The sequence below is a fragment of the Streptomyces sp. McG3 genome (assembly GCF_018619185.1).
Taxonomy (GTDB): domain Bacteria; phylum Actinomycetota; class Actinomycetes; order Streptomycetales; family Streptomycetaceae; genus Streptomyces.
In genome coordinates this window covers 1-19,357 of record NZ_JAAXYC010000143.1, presented here as the reverse complement: position 1 = coordinate 19,357, position 19,357 = coordinate 1, and the positions used below count along the sequence as shown (strand labels likewise).

At 71.6% G+C, this 19,357-nt stretch carries 17 protein-coding genes and 1 pseudogene; 8 read left to right on the top strand and 10 right to left on the bottom strand.

All coding sequences use genetic code 11. The features are described 5' to 3' along the window. Positions 1-211: 211 nt before the first annotated feature. Together HET64_RS22285 and HET64_RS22280 are read left to right on the top strand one after the other, a co-directional pair. Positions 212-760: a GNAT family N-acetyltransferase gene (locus tag HET64_RS22285; protein ID WP_215108228.1), complete on the top strand. Its 549-nt coding sequence runs from the start codon at positions 212-214 to the stop codon at positions 758-760. Positions 761-941: 181 nt separating this feature from the next. Then, positions 942-4,286: a S8 family peptidase gene (locus HET64_RS22280; RefSeq protein WP_215108226.1), complete on the top strand. Its 3,345-nt coding sequence runs from the start codon at positions 942-944 to the stop codon at positions 4,284-4,286. Between the two features lie 130 nt (positions 4,287-4,416). Here HET64_RS22280 and HET64_RS22275 read toward each other — a convergent pair whose 3' ends face one another. The 4 genes from HET64_RS22275 to HET64_RS22260 all read right to left on the bottom strand — a co-directional run bounded on the left by HET64_RS22275 (position 4,417) and on the right by HET64_RS22260 (position 7,927). Next, positions 4,417-5,004, bottom strand: a complete 588-nt coding sequence (locus HET64_RS22275; protein ID WP_215108224.1) for a hypothetical protein — start codon at positions 5,002-5,004, stop codon at positions 4,417-4,419. Next, positions 5,001-6,527 (bottom strand): HAMP domain-containing sensor histidine kinase, encoded by a 1,527-nt coding sequence (locus tag HET64_RS22270; protein ID WP_215108222.1) that lies wholly within the window; start codon positions 6,525-6,527, stop codon positions 5,001-5,003. The genes HET64_RS22275 and HET64_RS22270 overlap by 4 nt, the downstream gene beginning before the upstream one ends. Next, positions 6,524-7,207 carry a response regulator transcription factor gene (locus tag HET64_RS22265; protein ID WP_215108220.1) on the bottom strand — a complete coding sequence of 228 codons (684 nt, stop codon included), beginning with the start codon at positions 7,205-7,207 and terminating at the stop codon, positions 6,524-6,526. Before HET64_RS22265 ends, HET64_RS22270 begins: the two co-directional genes overlap by 4 nt. A gap of 93 nt (positions 7,208-7,300) precedes the next feature. Then, on the bottom strand, positions 7,301-7,927 hold the full coding sequence (locus tag HET64_RS22260; RefSeq protein WP_215108218.1) for a bifunctional 2-polyprenyl-6-hydroxyphenol methylase/3-demethylubiquinol 3-O-methyltransferase UbiG: 627 nt from the start codon (positions 7,925-7,927) through the stop codon (positions 7,301-7,303). A 116-nt stretch (positions 7,928-8,043) separates the two neighbouring features. Between HET64_RS22260 and HET64_RS22255 the strand changes: the two genes are divergently transcribed. Next, entirely contained in the window at positions 8,044-8,862 is an 819-nt protein-coding gene (locus HET64_RS22255; protein ID WP_215108216.1) for an APH(3'') family aminoglycoside O-phosphotransferase, read from the top strand. Here the strand turns inward: HET64_RS22255 and HET64_RS22250 are convergent. Together HET64_RS22250 and HET64_RS22245 are read right to left on the bottom strand one after the other, a co-directional pair. Next, positions 8,859-10,823, bottom strand: coding sequence for an NAD-binding lipoprotein (locus tag HET64_RS22250; protein WP_215108214.1), 1,965 nt, complete (start codon positions 10,821-10,823; stop codon positions 8,859-8,861). The two genes, HET64_RS22255 and HET64_RS22250, sit on opposite strands and share 4 nt — an antisense overlap. 175 nt (positions 10,824-10,998) lie before the next feature. Continuing rightward, complete coding sequence (locus tag HET64_RS22245; protein WP_215108212.1) at positions 10,999-11,826, bottom strand: class I SAM-dependent methyltransferase; 828 nt, start codon at positions 11,824-11,826, stop codon at positions 10,999-11,001. A gap of 386 nt (positions 11,827-12,212) precedes the next feature. On the opposite strand from HET64_RS22245, the gene HET64_RS22240 reads away from it, so the two are divergent. After that, a complete protein-coding gene (locus HET64_RS22240) occupies positions 12,213-12,758 on the top strand; it encodes an MOSC domain-containing protein (RefSeq protein ID WP_215108210.1) in 546 nt (181 codons plus the stop codon). A 136-nt stretch (positions 12,759-12,894) separates the two neighbouring features. On the opposite strand, the gene HET64_RS39200 is transcribed toward HET64_RS22240, so the two are convergent. Continuing rightward, on the bottom strand, positions 12,895-13,140 hold the full coding sequence (locus HET64_RS39200) for a hypothetical protein (protein WP_251145686.1): 246 nt from the start codon (positions 13,138-13,140) through the stop codon (positions 12,895-12,897). Between the two features lie 392 nt (positions 13,141-13,532). On the opposite strand from HET64_RS39200, the gene HET64_RS22230 reads away from it, so the two are divergent. From HET64_RS22230 to HET64_RS22220, 3 genes are all read left to right on the top strand, one after another. Beyond that, a complete protein-coding gene (locus HET64_RS22230; protein ID WP_215108206.1) occupies positions 13,533-14,405 on the top strand; it encodes an alpha/beta fold hydrolase in 873 nt (290 codons plus the stop codon). Positions 14,406-15,363: 958 nt separating this feature from the next. Continuing rightward, positions 15,364-16,020, top strand: coding sequence for a DedA family protein (locus tag HET64_RS22225; protein WP_215108204.1), 657 nt, complete (start codon positions 15,364-15,366; stop codon positions 16,018-16,020). Positions 16,021-16,167: 147 nt separating this feature from the next. Continuing rightward, positions 16,168-16,722: a tellurite resistance TerB family protein gene (locus HET64_RS22220; protein WP_215108203.1), complete on the top strand. Its 555-nt coding sequence runs from the start codon at positions 16,168-16,170 to the stop codon at positions 16,720-16,722. A gap of 75 nt (positions 16,723-16,797) precedes the next feature. Here HET64_RS22220 and HET64_RS22215 read toward each other — a convergent pair whose 3' ends face one another. The 3 genes from HET64_RS22215 to HET64_RS22205 all read right to left on the bottom strand — a co-directional run bounded on the left by HET64_RS22215 (position 16,798) and on the right by HET64_RS22205 (position 19,086). After that, positions 16,798-16,995 (bottom strand): ferredoxin, encoded by a 198-nt coding sequence (locus HET64_RS22215; protein WP_215108202.1) that lies wholly within the window; start codon positions 16,993-16,995, stop codon positions 16,798-16,800. A gap of 5 nt (positions 16,996-17,000) precedes the next feature. Next, positions 17,001-18,251, bottom strand: coding sequence for a cytochrome P450 (locus tag HET64_RS22210; protein ID WP_215108201.1), 1,251 nt, complete (start codon positions 18,249-18,251; stop codon positions 17,001-17,003). 343 nt (positions 18,252-18,594) lie between these two features. Beyond that, the gene (locus HET64_RS22205; protein ID WP_215108200.1) at positions 18,595-19,086 is read right to left on the bottom strand and encodes an FBP domain-containing protein; all 492 of its coding nucleotides are present in this window, start codon (positions 19,084-19,086) and stop codon (positions 18,595-18,597) included. 82 nt (positions 19,087-19,168) lie between these two features. Here HET64_RS22205 and HET64_RS22200 point away from each other — a divergent pair. Beyond that, positions 19,169-19,357: pseudogene (locus tag HET64_RS22200) on the top strand (TetR family transcriptional regulator); the annotation flags it as partial.

Here is a 19,357-nt window from a genome sequence, read left to right as displayed (position 1 = left end):
GGGCGGAGGGGTTTGCGCACCCGTCGTGCGGGGTCGGTGCGCGCGCAAGGTCGCGGAACATGCCGACCGCCGCGGCGGCCCGGGCGCGGGAGAAGCCCGCCGGGGAGCGTTTGGGCGGGCAGGTCCGCTCAACTCCGCGCGCACCGGGCCATGTTGGACCACCTGTGGCACCTCGGCCCGGCCCGGGTACAGGCACGATAGGTTGCCCGCCATGACGGAACCAAGACGTGTCGCCTGGCCACCTGACCCGATCGACACGGCGCGGCTCGTGCTCCGTGCGTCCGAGGCCCGGGACCGTGCGGCGTTCATCGAGTTGTTCGCGTCGCCGGAGGTGGGCGCCCACCTCGGTGGCGCCCGTCCGCGTGATGAGCTGGAGCGGGCCGTTCCCGACGTGCCGGGACGGCGCAGAGGGCTCTTCGTCGTGGAGCTCGGCGGGGCGATGGTCGGCACGGTCACGCTCGAACGCCGGGCCGCCGAGCGTCCAGGCGGCCTCGGTCCGGACGTCGAGCGCGCCGAGCTCGGCTATATGTTCCTGCCCGGGGCGTGGGGCTTCGGGTACGCCGCCGAGGCCTGCGCCGCCGTGCTCGGCTGGTTCGCCGCCTCGTGTCCCGGCGAACCGGTGGTGCTCCGCACCCGGATCGCCAACAGCCCCTCGATGCGCCTCGCCCGGAAGCTGGGGTTCACCGAGGTGGCACGGTTCGAGGAGTACGGCGCCGAGCAGTGGTCGGGCGTGTGGAGTCCGGTCGCACCGGCCGGCTGATCCGGGGGGCGTACGACGTCGCGCGGGGGCCGGATCAGGGTGCTCGGCTGTTACACAACGATCATTGAGTGCGTCCGAACGGCCTCGGCATACTCAGGAATCCGGGGCCGACCGTGTATTCGAACGCGCCCCGTGCGGCCGGGCCTTCGCCCGCCCGAACCACTCCTGAGCAGGGACAGTCTTGCGAAAAAGATCAACGCGGGCGTATGCGCTCGTCGCCGCGGCCTCGGTCGCCCTGACCGCGAGCATGACCGGTCCGGCGTCGGGGAAGACCGGCGGCCCGGACCCGGCATCCCCGTCCACCGCCAAGGCCTTAAAGGCAGATGGCCGGACCGTCCACACCGTCACCCTGATCACCGGCGACCGGGTCCTCGTGGACGCCGGGGGCCGGGTCGGTGGCATCGAGCGGGCCGAGGGCCGGGAGGACATCCCCTTCTTCACCGAGATCCACGACGGCCGCACCCATGTGGTGCCGCGTGACGCCCGGCAGCTGATCGCCGACGGCAGGCTGGACCGGCGGCTGTTCGACATCACCGCGCTGGCCCGGCCGGAGAGCCTCAAGGCCCACCGGGCAGGGCTCAAGGTGATCGTCGGTTACCGGGGAGCGTCGGCCGGGTCCGCCCGTGCCGAGGTGCGGTCCGCCGACGGCACCACCGTCCGCCGGAGCCTGTCGGCCCTCGACGCCGATGCCGTCACCAGTGCCGCGGCCACCGACAGCGAGGGCGCGCTGTGGGACGCCCTGACCCGTCAGCGGGCGGACGGTTCGGTGGCCACCGCGTCCGGCATCGCCCGGATCTGGCTCGACGGTGTGCGCAAGGCCTCGCTCGACCGCAGCACCGGTCAGATCGGCGCCCCGGCGGCCTGGGCCCGGTCGTTCGACGGCACCGGAGTGAAGATCGCCGTCGTGGACACGGGCATCGACGCCACCCATCCGGACCTGGCGGGCCGGGTGGCCGCGGAGCGCAACTTCAGCGGCTCCCCGGATGCCAAGGACCGTGACGGGCACGGCACACACGTGGCCTCCACGGCGGCCGGCGCCGGAGCGAAGGACGCCCGGTTCAAGGGAGTCGCCCCCGGAGCCCGGCTGATCAACGCGAAGGTGCTCGACGACCGGGGCTTCGGTGACGACTCCAGCATCATCGCGGGGGTCGACTGGGCCGTCGCCCAGGGCGCCGACGTCATCAACATGAGCCTGGGCGGCCTCGACGCCCCCGGAATCGACCCGCTGGAAGCCCAGGTCAACAAGGTCTCCGCGGAGAAGGGCGTGCTGTTCGCGATAGCCGCGGGCAACAACGGCCCGGACCGGGGCACGGTCGCGTCGCCGGGCAGCGCCGACGCGGCCCTGACCGTCGGCGCCGTCGACGACAACGACCGGATCGCCGACTTCTCCAGCGTCGGTCCCCGTACCGGTGACAAGGCCGTCAAGCCCGACATCACCGCACCGGGCGTGTCGATCACGGCGGCAGCGGCGGAGGGCGTGGCGGGGCAGAACCCGCCCGGGTACCGGAGCCTGAACGGCACGTCGATGGCGACTCCGCACGTCGCGGGTGCCGCGGCGATCCTCAAGCAGAAGAACCCCGCCTGGACGGGCGCCCAGCTCAAGGCCGCCCTGACGGGCTCGGCCAAGGACGGCTCCCACTCCGTCTTCCAGCAGGGCGCGGGCCGGCTCACCGTCGACAAGGCGATCGACCAGACGGTCGTGGCCGAGCCGGTCTCGGTGAACCTCGGTACCCGGACCTGGCCCCACACCGACGACACCCCCGTCACCCAGCAGGTGACGTACCGCAACAACGGCAGCGCCGACGTGACGCTGGACCTGTCGCTGTCCGCGCCGACCGGCGGGGACGGACAGCCGGCCCCGGCCGGCTTCTTCACCCTCGGGGCCCAGCGGGTCACGGTCCCGGCGGGCGGCACCGCCGCCGTGGACCTGACCGCCGACACCCGCCTCGGCGGTACGGTCGACGGCTCCTACTCGGCCACCGTCGTGGCGTCCGGGGGCGGCCAGAGCGTCCGCACGGCGGCAGCGGTGGAACGTGAGGCCGAGTCGTACGAGGTCACCTTCAACGCCACCGGACGCGACGGCAAGCCCAGCACCGGCTGGCAGGCCGACCTGAAGGGCTACTCCGATCACGCCTCGGGGCAGCGGTTCTTCCCCGACCTGTCGTCCGGCTCGGTCACCGTCCGGCTGCCGCGGGGCACCTACAACCTGTCGGCCGACATGCTGGTCGACCCCACGGCCCCGGGCAGGGGCGCCGACCTGATCAACAACCCCCGCCTCTCGGTGACCGGCCCGACCACGGTCGACCTCGACGCCCGGTCCACCCGGCCGGTGACGTTCAAGGTGCCGGACGCGACGGCCACGCCCACACGCGCGGGGATGATGTACTCCCTCAACACGCCCGAGACGGGCATCACTCTGTGGAGCGACTTCACGAGTTTCGACAACGTCCGCACCGCGTACCAGGGTTCCCCGGTGACCGGCGACTCCTCCCTCTACCAGCAGTGGTCCGCCCACTGGAAGCAGGGGGCCACCGAGTACAACGCGCTCGCCGGCAGCCTGGTCCCGGAACTGGCCACCGGTTACAGCAAGACGTACACGACCAGGAACATGGCCCTGGTGAAGGTGCGGATCGGGGCGTCGGTGCCCGGCCTCGACGGCATCGTCAAGGCATACGGCGAACTGGCCAACGGGGGTGTCGACCCGGCCTTCACCGTGCACCCCCTGACGGGGACCCGGAAGGTGTACCTGTCCACGGACGACGACGCCGTCTGGAACATCTCGGCGGGCGTCCTCGGGGAGAAGGATCCTGCGGGCGACCGTCAGATCGAAGCGGCCTACTCCTGGGACGCGTCCCGGAGGTTCGAGCCGGGGACGACACACACCGAGACCTTCCACGCCGGTGTGATGGGGCCGCGGATCAAGGCCGGCGACGGACTCGTGCGCGACGGCGACAACCTCTACGGCTCGCTGGCACTGGTCAGTGACGGGCCGGGCCATCCCGGGTTCGCCCGGTACGCCGGTGCGACCACCACCATCCACCGCGACGGCGTGCTGTACGCGAAGGAGGACGCGGCCGTCGACGAGCGGTTCTTCGCGCTGCCTCCGGAGTCCGCCGCGTACAAGGTGGCGACCACGGTCAACCGGAACCCGGCGGTCTACCGCGCCGGGAACCGGATCGACGCCTCGTGGACCTTCACCTCGGCCCGCACCGAGGCTCCGGCGACGCTGCCGGTCTCCACGGTCCGCTTCCAGCCGCGGCTCGCGCTGGACTCCACCGTTCCGGCGGGCTCCCAGCAGACGTTCCCCGTCCTGGTGCAGGGCGCGGCGGCCGGAGCCGGCCTGAAGTCGCTGCGGGTGACGGTGTCGTACGACAACGAGACGTGGCTGCCCGCCAAGGTCACCGCGGGCAAGGTCACCGTGACCGCCCCGGCGAAGGGCAAGGCGGTCTCGTTGAAGGCCGTCGTCACCGACAGGAGCGGCAACGAGTCGACGGTGACGATCCACAGCGCCTTCTTCGGCAGGTGAGGCGCCCCCGGACGGAACACCGCCCGGGGTGATGCCGGGCGAAGCGGCCCGTCGGAACGGAAGTTCCGGCGGGCCGCTGTCGTGCCGTCGGTGTGGTGGGGGGGCCGTTCCCGCTTCCCTCTGCGGCCGCTCAGCGGACCGGGGCGGGGACCGGGCGCAGGGAGCAGTGGGCCGGAGCGAGGTGACCGTCCCGTCCGACCAGGGTGACGGGCAGGGCTCCCTGCGTCTGCGCGGCGAAGGCGGCCGTGCAGACGAGCTGGTCGCGGGCGGGGGCGGACAGCCGCCTCACCCGTAGGTCGAGCCTGACCTCGACGGTCGAGGCGCGCGTCACGACCCGGTCGGCGGCGGACGCCTCGCGGGGCAGTGAGGGGGCGTTGCGGAGCCCGGCCCGCCGTTCGGCCTCGTTCGGCCCGTCGAGCAGTGCGGTGACGGCCGTCAGGGGCGACAGGGCCTCGCTCGCCTCCTCGCCCTCCGAGGGCGAACTCCCGGGGCCGCCCTGCCAGGGAACGTCGACGATCCGTGGCACGGGCAGCAGTTCGTCGTCGGGAGAGAAGAAGAACAACAGCACCCGTGAGTCGCGCGGTGGCAACAGGTCGCCGACCGGCGGCCTCCCGGCCCCGACCACGCCCGTCTCCTGGATACCGCAGCCGGAGAGCGGCGCCCCGGCGAGCACCAGCAGCGCGGCCAGCCCGGCCGCGCGGAACGCCGGCTTCCTCACGCGGTGGCCTCCGTCCTGTCGTCCGGGCCGGTCCCCGGTCCTTCGCCGTGTGCGGCAGCCCGACCGTCCGGCGCGCCGTGGCCCGAGGCGGGCCCGTCGAAGGGCAGTTCCACCGTGAACAGCGCGCCGCCACCGGGCGTGTTCTCCGCGCGGATCGTGCCGCCGTGGAGGCGCACGTTCTCCTGGGTGATCGCGAGTCCGAGGCCGCTGCCCGTCGAGCGGGAACGTGCGGCGTCCGCCTTGTAGAAGCGGTCGAAGATGTTCGGCAGCGCTTCGGGGGCGATCCCGGGGCCGCTGTCGCGCACCTCGGTGACCAGCGCACCCGCACGGGCCGACAGCCGGACGGTGACGGGTTCGGCCCCGTGGTGCAGGGCGTTGCCGACGAGGTTGGCCACGATGACGTCGAAGCGACGCGGATCGAGGCGGATGCGGACGCCCTCGGGCAGTTCCGCCCGGACCCGGTCCTGCCACTGCCTGCCGGACAGGGTTCTCCGTACGGCCTCCGCCGCGTCCACCTCGTCGGTGTTGAGCCCGGCCACGCGGGCGTCGAAGCGGGACATCTCCATCAGGTCCTCGACCAGCAGGGCCAGTTTGCCGGTCTCGGCGCTGATCAGGCGCACCGCCCGGGCGGTGTCCGGGTCGAGCGTCCCGGCCTCCTCGTCCAGCACGTCCGTGACGGCGAGCATCCCCGCGAGGGGGGTGCGCAGTTCGTGCGAGACGTCCGAGGCGAAACGCCGGGCCCGCGCCCCGGCGTCCCGGAGTTCCTGTACGGAGTGTTCGAGGCGGGCCGCCGAGCTGTTGAACGTCCGGGCGAGGTCGGCCATTTCGTCCCTGCCGCGCACGGTGATCCGCGCGTCGAGCCGCCCGCCGCCCATGGAGTCCGCGGCACGGCGCAGTTCGCGGACGGGGCGCAGGACGCTGCGCGCCGCGAACAGGGCGGGCACCAGGGCCACGGCCAGCCCCGGCAGCGCACCGTCGCGGGCTGCGGTCACCAGTGCGTCGATGTCCGTCTCCTCGTTCGCCATGGGCATCACGGCGAAGAGGACCAGGCCGCTGGGCACCGCACCCCCGCCCGCGACGACCCGTGTCATCACCGGCATCCCGATCGTCAGATACGCGTTCCCGTCCTTGACGACCCGCTGGAAGCTGCCGTGCGGCGCGGTCCGCGCCGCACGGCGCAGCTCCCCGGTCAGCACACCGGAGACGGGCCGGTCGCCCGAGGAGACGCGCACCGAGCCGTACTCGGCGAACACGATCCACGGTTGGGGTTGGGAGCGGGCCGCGATGTCGTACAGCTCCCACCGGACCGATTCCAGGTCCAGGGGCAGGCCGGGGACGAACCGCTCGACCTCCTCGCGGAAGGAGGCGACGGCCGTGTCCTGTGCGCGTTCGAGGACCGCGCTGCGCGCCTCCCGGTAGGTCAGCGCGGCCGTCGTGACCGCGCTGACCGCGGCGACCAGGAGGAACGCGAGCACCAGCCGGGTGCGCACCCCGAACGCTGCGGCCGTTCCGGGTATCTTCACAGCGGGCCGAAGCGGTAGCCGAATCCGCGCAGGGTCTGAATGTACCGAGGGCTGTGGGACAGGTCTTCGATCTTGATGCGGAGTCGGCGCACGCAGGCGTCCACCAGGCGTACATCGCTGTGGTAGCTGTGGTCCCAGACCTCTTCCAGGAGCCGCTGCCGGCTGAAGACCTTTCCCGGGGCCGCGGACAGGCACAGCAACAGCTTCAGCTCGGAGGGTGCGAGAGCGACCGGCCGGCCCGACTTCAGGACGGTGTGACCGGCACGGTCGATGTCCAGGTCGCCGTGGTGTTCGACGGCGGGCCGCACACCGACCGGGGCTTCGATACGGCGCAGCACAGCACGGATGCGGGCCTCGATGACCTCGGTACGGGCCGGCTTGACGACGTAGTCGTCCGCACCGGCCTCCAGGCCGACGACGATGTCCACGTCATCGCCGCGGGCGGTGAGCATGATGATGGGCAGTTGGCTGTTCGCGCGGACGCGGCGGCACACCTCGACACCGTCCATCCGGGGCAGCATCAGATCGAGCAGCAGGAGGTCGGGGCGGAAGGCGTCCAGCGCCTCCAGGCCGGCCTCGCCGGTCGCGGTGGCGAGGACCTCGTGTCCGCGGCGGCGCAGCCCCATCTCGACTCCGTCGCGTACGGACGGATCATCTTCGACGAGGACGACGCGTGGCATGCCGGTATCTCCAGGTCCTGGGACAGGAAGGATCGCGAAAGGGGGGTTGCGGTGAGCGAGCGGCGGCGACGGACTCCCGGAGAGTCCGCGGGTTCACGTGGCGGGGCGGGTGTGCACGCTGACCGCGTAGCCGCCGCCGTCGTCGTACGGGTCGCCACTCCAGGTCGCACAGCGCTGCCGCAGGGTCAGTCCGGCCCGGGCGCACCACTGGTCGAACTCGGTGATGGTCACCGGCGCTTCGTCGAGCGGCAGGTGTGCCGCGTCCAGTCCCATGCCGGTGACCAGCAGACCGCCCGGGCGCAGGGCGGCGGCCAGGTGCCCGACGACGGTCGCTCCGGTGCCGGGGGCCAGCAGGGGGATGACGTTTCCTGCGGCGAGCACCAGGTCGAAGTCGGGATCCAGGCCGAGGGCGTCCAGCCGGGCGAGGTCGCCGAGGAGCCAGTCCTGTGCGGGTGCTTCGCGGCGGGCGACGGCGAGCATCGAGGAGTCGACGTCCACGCCGGTGCAGTGGTGGCCCAGTTCGGCGAGGCGGATCGAGATCCGGCCGGTGCCGCAGCCCGCGTCGAGCACGCGGGCAGCCGGTTTCAGCAACGCGTCGCAGAAGGAGGCCTCGCCGTGGATGTCGTGGCCCGACTCGGCGAGCCGTGCGAACCGCTGGGCGTACTCCTCCCCAGCCTGTCCACCGGTCAGTTCCGCCCAACGGTCGCGTTGCCCAGTCATGTTCAGCTTGCCTTCCGGTCAGCCCCCAGCGGGAGCATAAACGAGCCTGTCACACGGAGTCCGGGTCGGGTGGCTCCGGGCCGGCCCGGTACGCCGGGCTGACTAGAGTCTCCGCCATGAGTGATCGCTGCGAGCCCGGGGCCGTCTCGCCGAAGCTGTTCGGCCTGGGCGGCGACTGGCTGCCCGTCACCGCGGGCGAATCGGGAGCCTCCGTCTTTCGCGCCGCGGACGCCACCCGGTACGCCAAGTGCGTGCCCGCCACGGACGCGGCCGGTCTCGGGGCGGAACGCGACCGGATCGACTGGCTCAGCGGGCAGGGCGTACCGGGTCCCCGGGTGCTCGACTGGTACGCCGGTGGTGCGGGCGCTTGTCTGGTCATCCGTGCCGTCTCCGGCGTACCCGCCGATCAGGTGCGCGCCGAGGATCTTCGCGCTTCCTGGGGGCACATCGCGGACGCGGTCCGTCGGCTGCACGAGGTGGCCGTGGCCTCGTGTCCGTTCCGCCGGGGGCTGGATTCCGTGGTCGGCGTCGCACGTGACGTCGTGGCCCGTGGCGCCGTGAATCCGGAGTTCCTCCCGGTGGAGCAGCAACTCGTGCCCCCCGCGGAGTTGCTGGCCCGCCTCACTGAGGAGATCCCCCGGCGACGGGATCAGGAGGCCGCCGACACGGTCGTCTGCCACGGCGATCTGTGTCTGCCCAACATCATCCTCGATCCGGCGACCCTGGAGGTGTCGGGCTTCATCGACCTGGGCCGCCTCGGAGCGGCCGACCGTCACGCCGACCTGGCGCTGCTCCTCGCCAACGCGCGGGAGACCTGGGTGGACGAGGAGCGGGCACAGGCCGCGGACGCGGCGTTCGCCGAGCGGTACGGCATCGCCCCGGATCAGGAGCGTCTGCGCTTCTACCTCCATCTCGATCCGCTCACCTGGGGCTAAGGAGCAGAACCCGCGATGGCGGACGCGTCCGGCCCGGCGGCGGCCGTGGGCAGGTGGTGGTGGTCCGTCGCGACGACCACCACCTGGTCCTCGGCGTACCAGACGCGGCGCTCGCCCTTCGGCGGGTTGAGTCTGATGCCGTGGTCCCCGGTTCGGGTGCGGGCGACGTCGTGCCGACGGTAGCCGATCGCGCATTCGCCCCGGTCCCGCGCGGCGGCGACGACGCCGGCGAACGTGGCCTCGGCTCCCGGGTGGATGTAGGCGCCGGCGGGCCGCAGACAGACGTTGTTGCCCTCCGCGGAGAACAACTCCTCGAAGACGGGAGCCAGATGCCGGTTCTGGGCGATCTGAGCCATGAGAAGACCGACCAGCATCCCGCTGACGATGACGTCGGAGCCGCTGTTCACGGGCGCCAGGGGCCGGTTTCGGTCATCGACGAGCTCGGTGACCACACGCGTCTCGCGTCCTGTTCGCTGTTCCAGCAGTCGCACGGCCAGGAGCGTGACCAGGGTCCAGTCGTCCGGGTGGTCGGGGCCGTCGCCCCGGTCCGGGCCCAGGACGACCACCGCGTCGTACGGATCGAGGTCGAGGCCGAGCAGGGTCTCGGGCCGCGACAGGGGAGCCGACCGGAAGCGCACGTCCGGCCCGGCCGGCTCCCCGCCCTCCGGCTCCCTCGGCCCGGGTACGGCGCTGTCGGCGACCACGTCCACGACGGAGCCGGGGCGTGCCGTGCTCCGTAACTGGTCCAGGACCAGGGGGGCCCGGCGGTTCCAGCCGAGCAGCAGCAGCCGGGAGGGGCCGGCCGGCTCGGCACGCGAGGGGGCGATCGCCGAGGCGTCGACGAGGTGCCGGCAGTCCTCGACTCGGGTGCTGTCGTCATCGCGGGCGAGCACGATCAGGCGGCTTCCGGGCCGGACGACGGTGTCGGCGGGCGGGTTCAGCAGCGTACGGCCCTCGGGCGTGAGCAGCCCCACCACGCAGGAGTCCGGGTGGCTCAGGAGGGCCGGTCCGAAGGGGCCGTGGTGGAACGCGGTGGCGTCGGCGAGATGGAACTCGTCGCCCGCGAAGTCGAGAAGGTCGCGCAGTACGAGGGAGAGGCCCGGGCGGCCGACGCACTGCGCGATCAGCCGGGCCGTGACCGTGTCGGTCTCCAGGACCGTGCCGCGGGGTCCCGCGGCCAGCCGGGCCGGGGCCCGGTACCGGTCGTCCCGGACCGCGGCGAGCACCGGCGGGCCGTCCGTGTCCTCGCCGAGGACCGCCCGCAGGGCCAGCAGGATGCGCAGCACCTCGGCGTCGGCCGTCGGTTCCGCCGACGGCAGCACCACCACGGTGCTCGCCGACCGCGGACTGACGAGTGCGAGAACGTCCGGGTCGCTGGCGGGACCACTGCGGCAGATGATCCGGGCGCGGGGAGCCGGGGCAGTCCGGGTGGTCAGCGCCTCCTCCATCTCGGCCTTGTCCCGGTCGGCGAGCAGCACGATGGCGCGCGGCCGCCGCGGGGCCCGGGCGGCGACCAGCTCGCCCACCACGGTGGTCACCTGGTCCGACCAGCCGAGCACCAGGACGTGCCCCTGCTCCAGGACCGTGGACCGCCCCCTGCTCAACTCCGCCATCCGCTCGGCCAGTCCGGTCGTGATCACCCCGACGAGGGTCGACACGCAGAGCAGCGCGACCAGCCCGAGCACCGCGGAGAGCACCAGGCGCAGTGGCGTACCGGTGGCCGCGCCCAGGCGCAGCGTCTCCGCGCTGATCCGCCAGGTCGCGATCAACCGGTCCGGGAGAGACGTGGGCGATCCGGGATCCGTCCACACCAGCAGCAGGCTGACCGGGACAACGACGGCCAGGCAGGTGATCACCAGCCAGCCCATCAGGGTGCCGGTGGAACGGGCCAGTGTGCGGTCGAAGCGGTAGCGCGCCCAGTCCCGCAACGGCACCCGCGGCCGGCCCTTGGCTGATTCCACTGCCCACTCCCCCTCGCCCGCCGCCACGCACCCCACGGTGGGTGCGGCACCGGCCGTCCCTCCCGGCAGAGTGCGGCCTCCGTCCTCGGGGCACGCCGGGTTCGGCGGTCGATTCATCCTTTCGGGCGCTCGGTCGCGACGCGACGCATGAGTTCCGGCCGGCGGCCCGTGCCGGTCAGCCCGTGGGCCCCTCGGGCTTCCGCCCCCAGGCGGTGAGCATGCCGGCCGACAGCGCGGCGCACTCGTCGCTCTCCAGGTAGCGCACCGCCGCGTCGACGGCCGCGTCGTCGACCAGGCCGGTGGAGAGCATCGCCTCCCTGCTGCGCTGCCAGGTGTCGGCCCAGAAGCGGCTGATGGCGCTGCCGGGTGCCAGCGGCGGCACGTGCATCTCCGCCGCCACCTGTTCGAGCCCCGCCCCGCGCAGGAGGTTCGGGTACGACGGGACCCAGGAGACATCGGTGCCGATGGTGGTCCGCAGCCCCTGCCACATCGCCCGCATCGCCGTGGTGTACGGGGTGGGCGGCGTCCGGTCGCTCGTCAGGTCGATCGCGTCGCTGAGCACCAGGACACCGCCGGGCGTGAGGAGTTCGGCCAGGTGTCCGATCAGGCGGTCCCGCTCGGGCAGGTGCATCAGCACGAAGCGCGCGTGAACGAGCTGGAAGCCGCCGGGCGCGAAGCCGGGGCGGGTGATGTCGGCCTGCAGCACCTCAAGGCCGGGCACGGGGCGCGCGCTCAGGAAACGCACGTCGCGGTCCACGGCGAGCACGCTCGCCACCCCGGCCTCTCCCAGCAGCCGGCGGGAGACCGAGCCGGTTCCGGCGCCGATGTCGAGGCAGCGCCATCCCGGGCCGGCTCCGAGAGCCCGCAGCCGCGTCATCGTGAAGGCGTCGTAGGCGACGGCGCCGAAGTCGATGCGTTCCTCCTCCCCCGCCCGGTCGGGGCGGAAGAAGGCCTCGCCGTAACGGCCCTCTCCCGGCGTGCTCCCGGGGGGAAGGGCGTTCACGCCGCCACCTGCACGACGTCGTATCGGGCAAACGTGTTCCGCCTCGGCCCTCGGCCGTCGGTCGGGGGGGATCAGCGGATCGTCGAGCGGTTTCATGGCCGGGCCTCTCCACGCGACGGGGCAGTGCGGGGTCGGTCCCGGCCGGGGCCGCCCCCGCCCATCCTCCACCTGCGGTCGCCCGCTCGGCCGAGGCTCGCCGCTCCCGGGGCCGATCGATACGTGCCGGGCGGGTGCGCGCCGCCCCCGCGGCTCCGGCCGTCCTCCGCCTGTGTCCTGGCCGCCCTGCGGGCCGCTCCGGAGGGCTTGCCGTACTGACCGGCATCCGGGACCCGGACAGGCCCTCCGTACGATCGGGCAGCGACGGACGACGACACGCGGAGGGCACTATGGGCGGCCTGGTCACGGCGGTGAGCCGCAACGAGCGGTACGGGTTCAGCAAACCGACGTTCCCGTTCATCACGCTGCTCGCCGGGCTCGGCGTGGAGGGGGATGTACACGCGGGCACGACGATTCGCCATCAGTTCCGCATGACGTACGAACCGGACCTGCCCAACCTGCGCCAGGTCCACCTGATGCACGAGGAACTCTTCGAGGAGCTGTCGCTCAAGGGCTTCGACGTGTCGGCGGGCCAGCTCGGCGAGAACGTCACCACCGCGGGAGTGGATCTCCTCGGTCTTCCCACGGGAACCCTGCTGCGCCTCGGCGAGGAAGCGGTGCTGGAGGTGACGGGGCTGCGCAATCCGTGCGCGAAGATCAACGACTTCCGCCAGGGGCTGCTGGGCGAGGTCTTCGCCTTGGATCCCGTGTCGGGTGAGTTCACCTTCAAGTCGGGCGTCATGGCCGTGGTCCGTGCCGGTGGGACGGTCCGCGCCGGCGACACCGTCGAGGTCGAGCTGCCGCCGCCCCCTCACCGGGCCCTGGAGCGCGTCTAGACGGCCCGGTCCGAGAACGCGGAGCCACCCCACCCGGTCAGGGCCGTCCGGTCGCAGCCGGCAGCTGGTTTCCCGCGGCGGACGCGGCCCCGTCGCGGCCGGAGAGCCGGCCCCGGGGCCACGTTCCCGCCCACCCTCAACCCTGTTGTTCCAAGGAGTCCGCGAACGCGCGCAGCGCATCGGCCAGATCCTTCTTCGTGGGCAGCTGGTCGACCTTCTTCTCCAGGTCGTCGATCCGCCGGGCGACCTCTGCGAGATCGACCGGAGCCGTCGGCGAAGGGCTGGGTCCGACCGTGGGATCCGGACCGCTCGGGTGGGCGCTGGGCTCGGGCCCCCCGGTGGATCCGGTATCGCCGCCGTCCGACCCCCCGGAACCACTCACGCTTCCGCCGCCGTCCGACCCCCCGGAGCCGCCCACACTCGCGCCGCCGTCAGAGCCGCCCGAGACTTCGCCGCCACCGCTCGATCCCGGAGGCACGCTCTCCACGGGCACCGGGTCCGGGCCGGTCGGCCCCTCGTCCGACGTACCCACGGCCAGCGCGCCGCCGACTCCGAACACCACCGCGGCAGCGGCTCCGACCAATGCCGCCGTCACACGTCTCGCCCGTCGATTCCCCTTGGTCTCCATTCCTCAGACCCTAGCCATCACATCGGGCGGAGGGACGGGTTCCCACATTCTGCAACTCTTCGACCTAACCCCTTAATTCTACTTGACAGGTTAGGCTTGAGCGGCATGATGGCACTAACCAGTAAATTTCGTTAGAGGGGTTAGCCATGACCGTGGTCCACCACCGCTACGCGGACGTACAGGGGCAGCGCATCTTCTACCGCGAGGCCGGCGACGCCGAGGCACCCGCCGTCGTGCTGCTGCACGGCTTCCCGACCAGTTCGTTCATGTTCCGCGACCTGATTCCCCCGCTGGCCGAGCGCTTCCACGTGATCGCGCCCGACCACCTGGGTTTCGGTCTTTCCGACGCTCCCTCGGTCGACGCGTTCACCTACACCTTCGACGCACTGGCCGAGCTGACCGCGCGACTGCTCGAACAGCTGGGGGTGAGCCACTACGCCATCTATGTCCAGGACTACGGAGCGCCGATCGGCTGGCGGCTCGCGCTGGCCGATCCCGGGGCCATCACGGCGGTCATCACGCAGAACGGCAACGGCTACGACGCGGGCTTCGTCGAGAGCTTCTGGAAGCCGATCCAGGACTACCAGCGCGAGCAGACTCCCGAGAACGAGGCGCACGCGCGCGGCGCGCTGACCCTGGACGGCATCAAGTGGCAGTACGTCACCGGCACTCCGGACGAGAGCACCCTCAGCCCCGACACCTGGCACCACGATTTCGCCCTCGTCTCGCGCCCCGGCAACGACGAGGTCCAGCTGTCGCTGTTCCGTGACTACGCCGGCAACTCGCCGCTGTACCCGGCACTGCACAGCTACCTTCGCGCGCACCGGCCGCCGGTTCTCGCGGTGTGGGGCAGGAACGACCCGATCTTCGGCCCCGACGGCGCCCGCGCCTTCGCCGATGACGTTCCGGACGCCGAGATCCACCTCCTCGACGGCGGGCACTTCCTGCTGGAAAGCGCCGGTGACACGGTTGCCGCGCTCATCCTCGATTTCCTGGGCCGCGTCCACGACGCGGCCTGACCACGCCAGGGCCCCTCGGCGGGAAGCCGGAGGCGGGGTGCGCGCCCGGCGCCGGCCACCGTCCACGGCCGGCGCCGGCCGCCGTCCACGGCCGGCGCCGGGCGCACGCCCGCGTCCGCCCGTCCTTGCGGCGGTCGTACGGCGAAATGAGCTTCAGGTTCGCTTCAGTTCGGGCTGTTAGAGTGCAGTCCTGCGGCGGCAATTCGCCGAGCGGCTTTGGCACTTCGCCCTACGAGCCGAATCGACCGGGACAGGGAGCGTAGGAATGCGCTGCAGGGAGATGCTGGCCTTCTACGCCGGTATCGCCGTGCTCCTGATGATTTCCGCGTTCGCTCTCGGCGCCTCCGCCCAGACCCTGCAGACCGTCGACACGGCAGCTCATTCTCACTCCGTGTCCGTATTCGACGGGTCAGGGCCGAGCGCTCCGCTGGAGGGCGTCGACGGTGACGCCACGCTCCAGCACCGCCACAAAGCGGGAAGCACGACGGCCTCACCCCCCGTGCAGGCAGGCATTCCCTCCTCAGCACCGGATCTCCACGACTGCGCGACGGATGTCGCCCGGCAGCATTCTTCGCACTCGGGATCGCGAAGCCCTGTCCGTGTCCAGATCCTTCGCTGCTGAGCGGAGCCTCCGATCCCCCTGCGGCAGCCCTCCGGGTCCCGCACGGCCTGACGCCCTGCGGCGGCTCGGCGCTCGCCCCGCGGTGAGTTGCGCCATGGTCGCCCCCTTCGGTGAGCAGGCACCCGGTGGCCCCCAGGCCTGGATCTCCCGCTCGCGGACACGTGCCATCACCTACCCGTCATGCGGAATTCCGCCGCGATTCACTCGTGACGGGGCTCGGATTCCTTTCTCGGTATCCGACCGGACCCCGTGGGATTTCCGGCCCCGAAAAGATATGTCGCCGAGTTGGTCAGCACTCCGACCTCGGCCACCTACTCAGTCCTGGAGCAGACACACATGCAGCATTTCCCCCTCGCCTCCGAGCCGGCGAGCGGCATCGCAGGGTGGGCGACCAGCCTGGTCGAAACCATGGGCGGCCCCGGGGCCGGACTGGCGATCGCCTTGGAGAATCTCTTTCCGCCGCTGCCGAGCGAAATCATTCTGCCGCTGACGGGTTTCGCCGCGGGGCAGGGAGTGATCAGCCTGTTCTCCGCCCTGTTCTGGACGACGCTGGGGTCGGTGGTGGGGGCTGTCGCCCTGTATCAGATCGGCGCTCTCTTCGGCCGCGACCGCATGTACGCCCTGTGGGAGCGGCTTCCCCTGGTGAAGGTGTCCGACCTCAAGAAGACCGAGGCCTGGTTCGTCAAGCACGGCATGAAGGCCATCTTCTTCGGCCGGATGATTCCGATCTTTCGCAGCCTGATCAGCGTCCCGGCAGGCCTTGAGCGGATGCCTCTGCCGATCTTCGTACTCCTCACCGCTCTGGGCAGCTTCATATGGAACTTCATCCTCGTCATGGCCGGATATCTGCTGGGTGATCAGTGGGAGCTCGTGGAGAGTTACGTCGGGGTGCTCTCGAAGGTTGTTCTGGTGCTGGTGGTCGTGGCGCTGGCCGTGGCGGTCGGTCGCAGGCTGCGTTCCCGTCGGGGTGATCGGCAGAAGGACCACGCGTGACCGGTTCGCCGAGCCCCCCGGAGCCGCCTGCTCCGGGAGGCTCACCGGTCACCGGGCGAGGGCCGCCGACGAGCGGTCCACGAAGAATGGTTTCAAGCGGCCGCGCACAGTGCGCGGCCCATCGATCCGATCGACAAGGTGGCACGCATGGCTATGTGGGACCGCATCAAGGACCAGGCCAAGGGTCTGCAGCAGCAGCAGTCGCAGGGCACGAGGGGCCCCGCCGGCCAGCGGCAGGCGGGTACGGGAGCCGCCGGCGGCTCGAAGGAGAAGTTGGTGGGGCTGCTCAAGACGCAGCTCGGCTCCCTCAAGACGGAGCTCAAGAGCGGGGCGTACCGGGACGCGAGTATGGCGATGTGTGCTCTGGTCGCGGCCGCCGACGGGTCTGTCGACCCCGCCGAGCGGCACCACGTGGAGACGCTGATCCTGCAGAACGACGTCCTGCAGAACTTCCCTCCGGAGCAGCTGCGGCAGAGGTTCAACAAGCATGTCGATCAGATGATGTTCAACTTCCAGCAGGGCAGGACCGAGGCCATGCAGGAGATCGCCAAGGCCGCGAAGAAGCCGGTGGAGGCCAAGGCGGTCATCCAGACCGGCTTCGTGATCGCCGGTGCGGACGGGTACATCGCCCCGGCCGAGGCGCAGGTCCTGCGGGAAGCGTGCACGGCTCTCGGGGTGTCCCCGCAGGAGTTCGGACTCTGATCCGGCCGGTGCGTTCTCCGTAGCGGCGGGGACCCGGCGGGCGCGACCGTGTCGCGTCCCGCCGGGCCCGGCCCGTCAGTCGTCGGTCAGGGACACCGCCCCGACCGGGCAGGCCCGTACGGCCTCCCGCACCAGCGGGTGGTCTCCCGTCCCCGCAGTGCGGCCGGGAAGCATCTCGCTGAACCCGTCGTCGTCCTGCGTGAACACGTCCGGCGCGGTCAGCGCGCACATGCCGGCCCCCACGCAGCGTTCCTTGTCGATCTGGACGCCCATGCCGCTCACCAGGCCACGGGCAGTTCCAGGAGACCCTGGATCGTGTCCCCGGGTTTGTGCTGGATCTCGTGCGCGGGCACGGCGAGCCTGAGTGCCGGCAGCCGCTCGAAGAGCGTACGCAGAGCGATGTCGAGCTCGGTGCGGGCCAGGTTCTGGCCCAGGCACTGGTGGACACCGAATCCGAAGGCGAGGTGGTGGCGGGAGGTCCGGTCCCAGTCGAGCGTCTCCGGGTTCTCGTACACCTCGGTGTCGCGGTTGATGAGCGAGGTCGAGAAGAACACGCCCTCTCCCTCGCGGATCGTCGCACCGGCCACCTCGATGTCCTCGGTGGCCAGCCGCTGCAGACCCTCGGCGATGGACAGGAACCGCAGCAGCTCCTCGACCACCGCGGCCGTCGTCGTCTCCCCGGACCGCAGCGCCGCCAGTTGCTCCGGGTGCCTCAGCAGCGTGAACGTGCCGAGCGAGATCATGTTCGCCGTCGTCTCGTGCCCCGCGACGAGCAGGATCACCGCGAACGAGACGAGGTCGTCGCGGTCGACGGGCCCGTCAGGATGGTCCCGGTGGATCAGCTCGTCCAGGAGCCCCTCCCCCGGCTCCACCCGCTTGCGGTCGATCAGGGCGCCGAGATAGCCCTCCAGCTCGATGCGGGCCTTGTCCACATCGGCCGCGCCGGGACCCCGCAGGAGCCGCCGCGAGCAGCCCTCGAAGAACTCGTGGTCGGCGTACGGCACACCGAGGAGCGCGCAGATCACCATCGACGGCACCGGCAGGGCGAAGTCGGCGACCAGCTCGGACGGCGGCCCCTGCCGCTCCATCGCGTCCAGCAGTCCGTCCACCGTTTCCTGGATGCGGGGGCGCAGCGCGGCGATCCGCTTCACGGAGAAGCTCGGGATGAGCTTCCTGCGCTGGGCGTTGTGCTCGGGGTCGTCGACGCCCAGCAGAGCCACGCGCCGCCGCTGCACCTGCGCGAACCGCTCGGCCGGAACGGGGAAGTCGGGATGGGTGCGATCGGTGGACAGTCGCGGATCCGCGAGCAGCCGGCGGGCCAGGGCGTGGCCGGTGACCGCCCAGACCGGACGTCCGTCGAAGAGGGTGACCCGGCTCAACGGCCGGTCCGCGCGCAGCGGTTCGTACCCGGTGGGCGGGTGGTAGGGGCAGTCGCGGTCCTGCGGGAACGATGTCGCGGAGGCCGGTTGCGTCGAAGGGCCGGTGGGAGCGGGGTCCTGGCGGGCCGGTTCCGTCGTGGATTCCGTCATGGGAGCGGTCGCCTCGCAGTGCTCGGTGATAGGTGCGGAGCGGGTCGCTCCGCTCCTCCCCCAATTGGATGCCCCAGGCACCTATTGGGTCGACGTCCGGACCGGCCACATCGCGGGACGGCGAATCTGGCCGGTGCCATTCGTACACGGTCGAACGGTTTCGCATCCGCTCAGGTCCAGCGGGTGCGGCGAAGCGGCATCGGAGCGGGCACCACCCCGTCCACGGCCGGAATCGTTCACCGCGGCGTCCGGAACCTTGCCGTCGGCCATGCCGTCCACGATCGGCGGAGGCGCTCGCGTGCTTTCCGTGCGGCACGACGACGCCTCCGCCGGACATGTCGGGTCAGACCGTCACCCTGGCGATGAACGCCTCGACGTTCACCACGGTCCGCTCGATCTGCTGCTCCAGGGTGAGGGACTCACGGAGCCGTGACCCGACGCCCGCGTCCTTCTTTCCCCGTACGTAGAGCGAGCAGGCGAGGTCGCTGCACATGTAGGCGCCGACCGAGTTGCCCTGCTGGCCCGCCTTCCCGGCCCTGGGGGCCACCAGCAGGGAGACGCCTCCGGTGTGGACGGTCACGCACAGCGAACACATGCTGCGGCGGGTCTGCCAGGACCCTGCGTCGGAGGAGCGCAGCTGGATGCCGACGGGACCCTCGCCCGAGCCGAGCACCAGATAGGCCCGGTCCGGGGCCTGCGGGTCGCGCCAGCCCAGGAAGTCCAGATCGCCCCAGGGCCGGTCGGCGAGGTCGCGGGGAACGGACAGGCGCTTGGCCTCGCCCTTGGTGCAGTTCACGAAGGCGGTACGGATCTCTTGCTCGGTCAGGGGTTTCATGGAGCTCACGCTAATTTGCCTAATCTCATTAGGCAAACGTATATTCTCTTAGGCAATCGCAAGTGAGCGTTCGGAGGGTCGCATGGCACGAGCAGGACTGGCCGCGGAGCGCGTCGTACGGGCGGGAGCCGAGCTGGCGGACGAGATCGGCTTCGAGCAGGTGACCCCGTCGGAGCTCGCCCGGAAGCTGGGCATCAGGACCGCGAGCCTGTACTCGCACGTCAAGAACGCTCATGACCTCAAGACGAAGATCGCCCTGCTGGCCCTGGAG

What these genes read in the sequence shown, in the direction of transcription:
- HET64_RS22260 (WP_215108218.1), bottom strand. Translation starts at nt 7,927, where the DNA reads ATGACTGGGCAACGCGACCGTTGGGCGGAACTGACCGGTGGACAGGCT.
- HET64_RS22230 (WP_215108206.1), top strand. Translation starts at nt 13,533, where the DNA reads ATGACCGTGGTCCACCACCGCTACGCGGACGTACAGGGGCAGCGCATC.
- HET64_RS22215 (WP_215108202.1), bottom strand. Translation starts at nt 16,995, where the DNA reads ATGGGCGTCCAGATCGACAAGGAACGCTGCGTGGGGGCCGGCATGTGC.
- HET64_RS22265 (WP_215108220.1), bottom strand. Translation starts at nt 7,207, where the DNA reads ATGCCACGCGTCGTCCTCGTCGAAGATGATCCGTCCGTACGCGACGGA.
- HET64_RS22255 (WP_215108216.1), top strand. Translation starts at nt 8,044, where the DNA reads ATGAGTGATCGCTGCGAGCCCGGGGCCGTCTCGCCGAAGCTGTTCGGC.
- HET64_RS22220 (WP_215108203.1), top strand. Translation starts at nt 16,168, where the DNA reads ATGGCTATGTGGGACCGCATCAAGGACCAGGCCAAGGGTCTGCAGCAG.
- HET64_RS22205 (WP_215108200.1), bottom strand. Translation starts at nt 19,086, where the DNA reads ATGAAACCCCTGACCGAGCAAGAGATCCGTACCGCCTTCGTGAACTGC.
- HET64_RS22240 (WP_215108210.1), top strand. Translation starts at nt 12,213, where the DNA reads ATGGGCGGCCTGGTCACGGCGGTGAGCCGCAACGAGCGGTACGGGTTC.
- HET64_RS22210 (WP_215108201.1), bottom strand. Translation starts at nt 18,251, where the DNA reads ATGACGGAATCCACGACGGAACCGGCCCGCCAGGACCCCGCTCCCACC.
- HET64_RS22225 (WP_215108204.1), top strand. Translation starts at nt 15,364, where the DNA reads ATGCAGCATTTCCCCCTCGCCTCCGAGCCGGCGAGCGGCATCGCAGGG.
- HET64_RS22285 (WP_215108228.1), top strand. Translation starts at nt 212, where the DNA reads ATGACGGAACCAAGACGTGTCGCCTGGCCACCTGACCCGATCGACACG.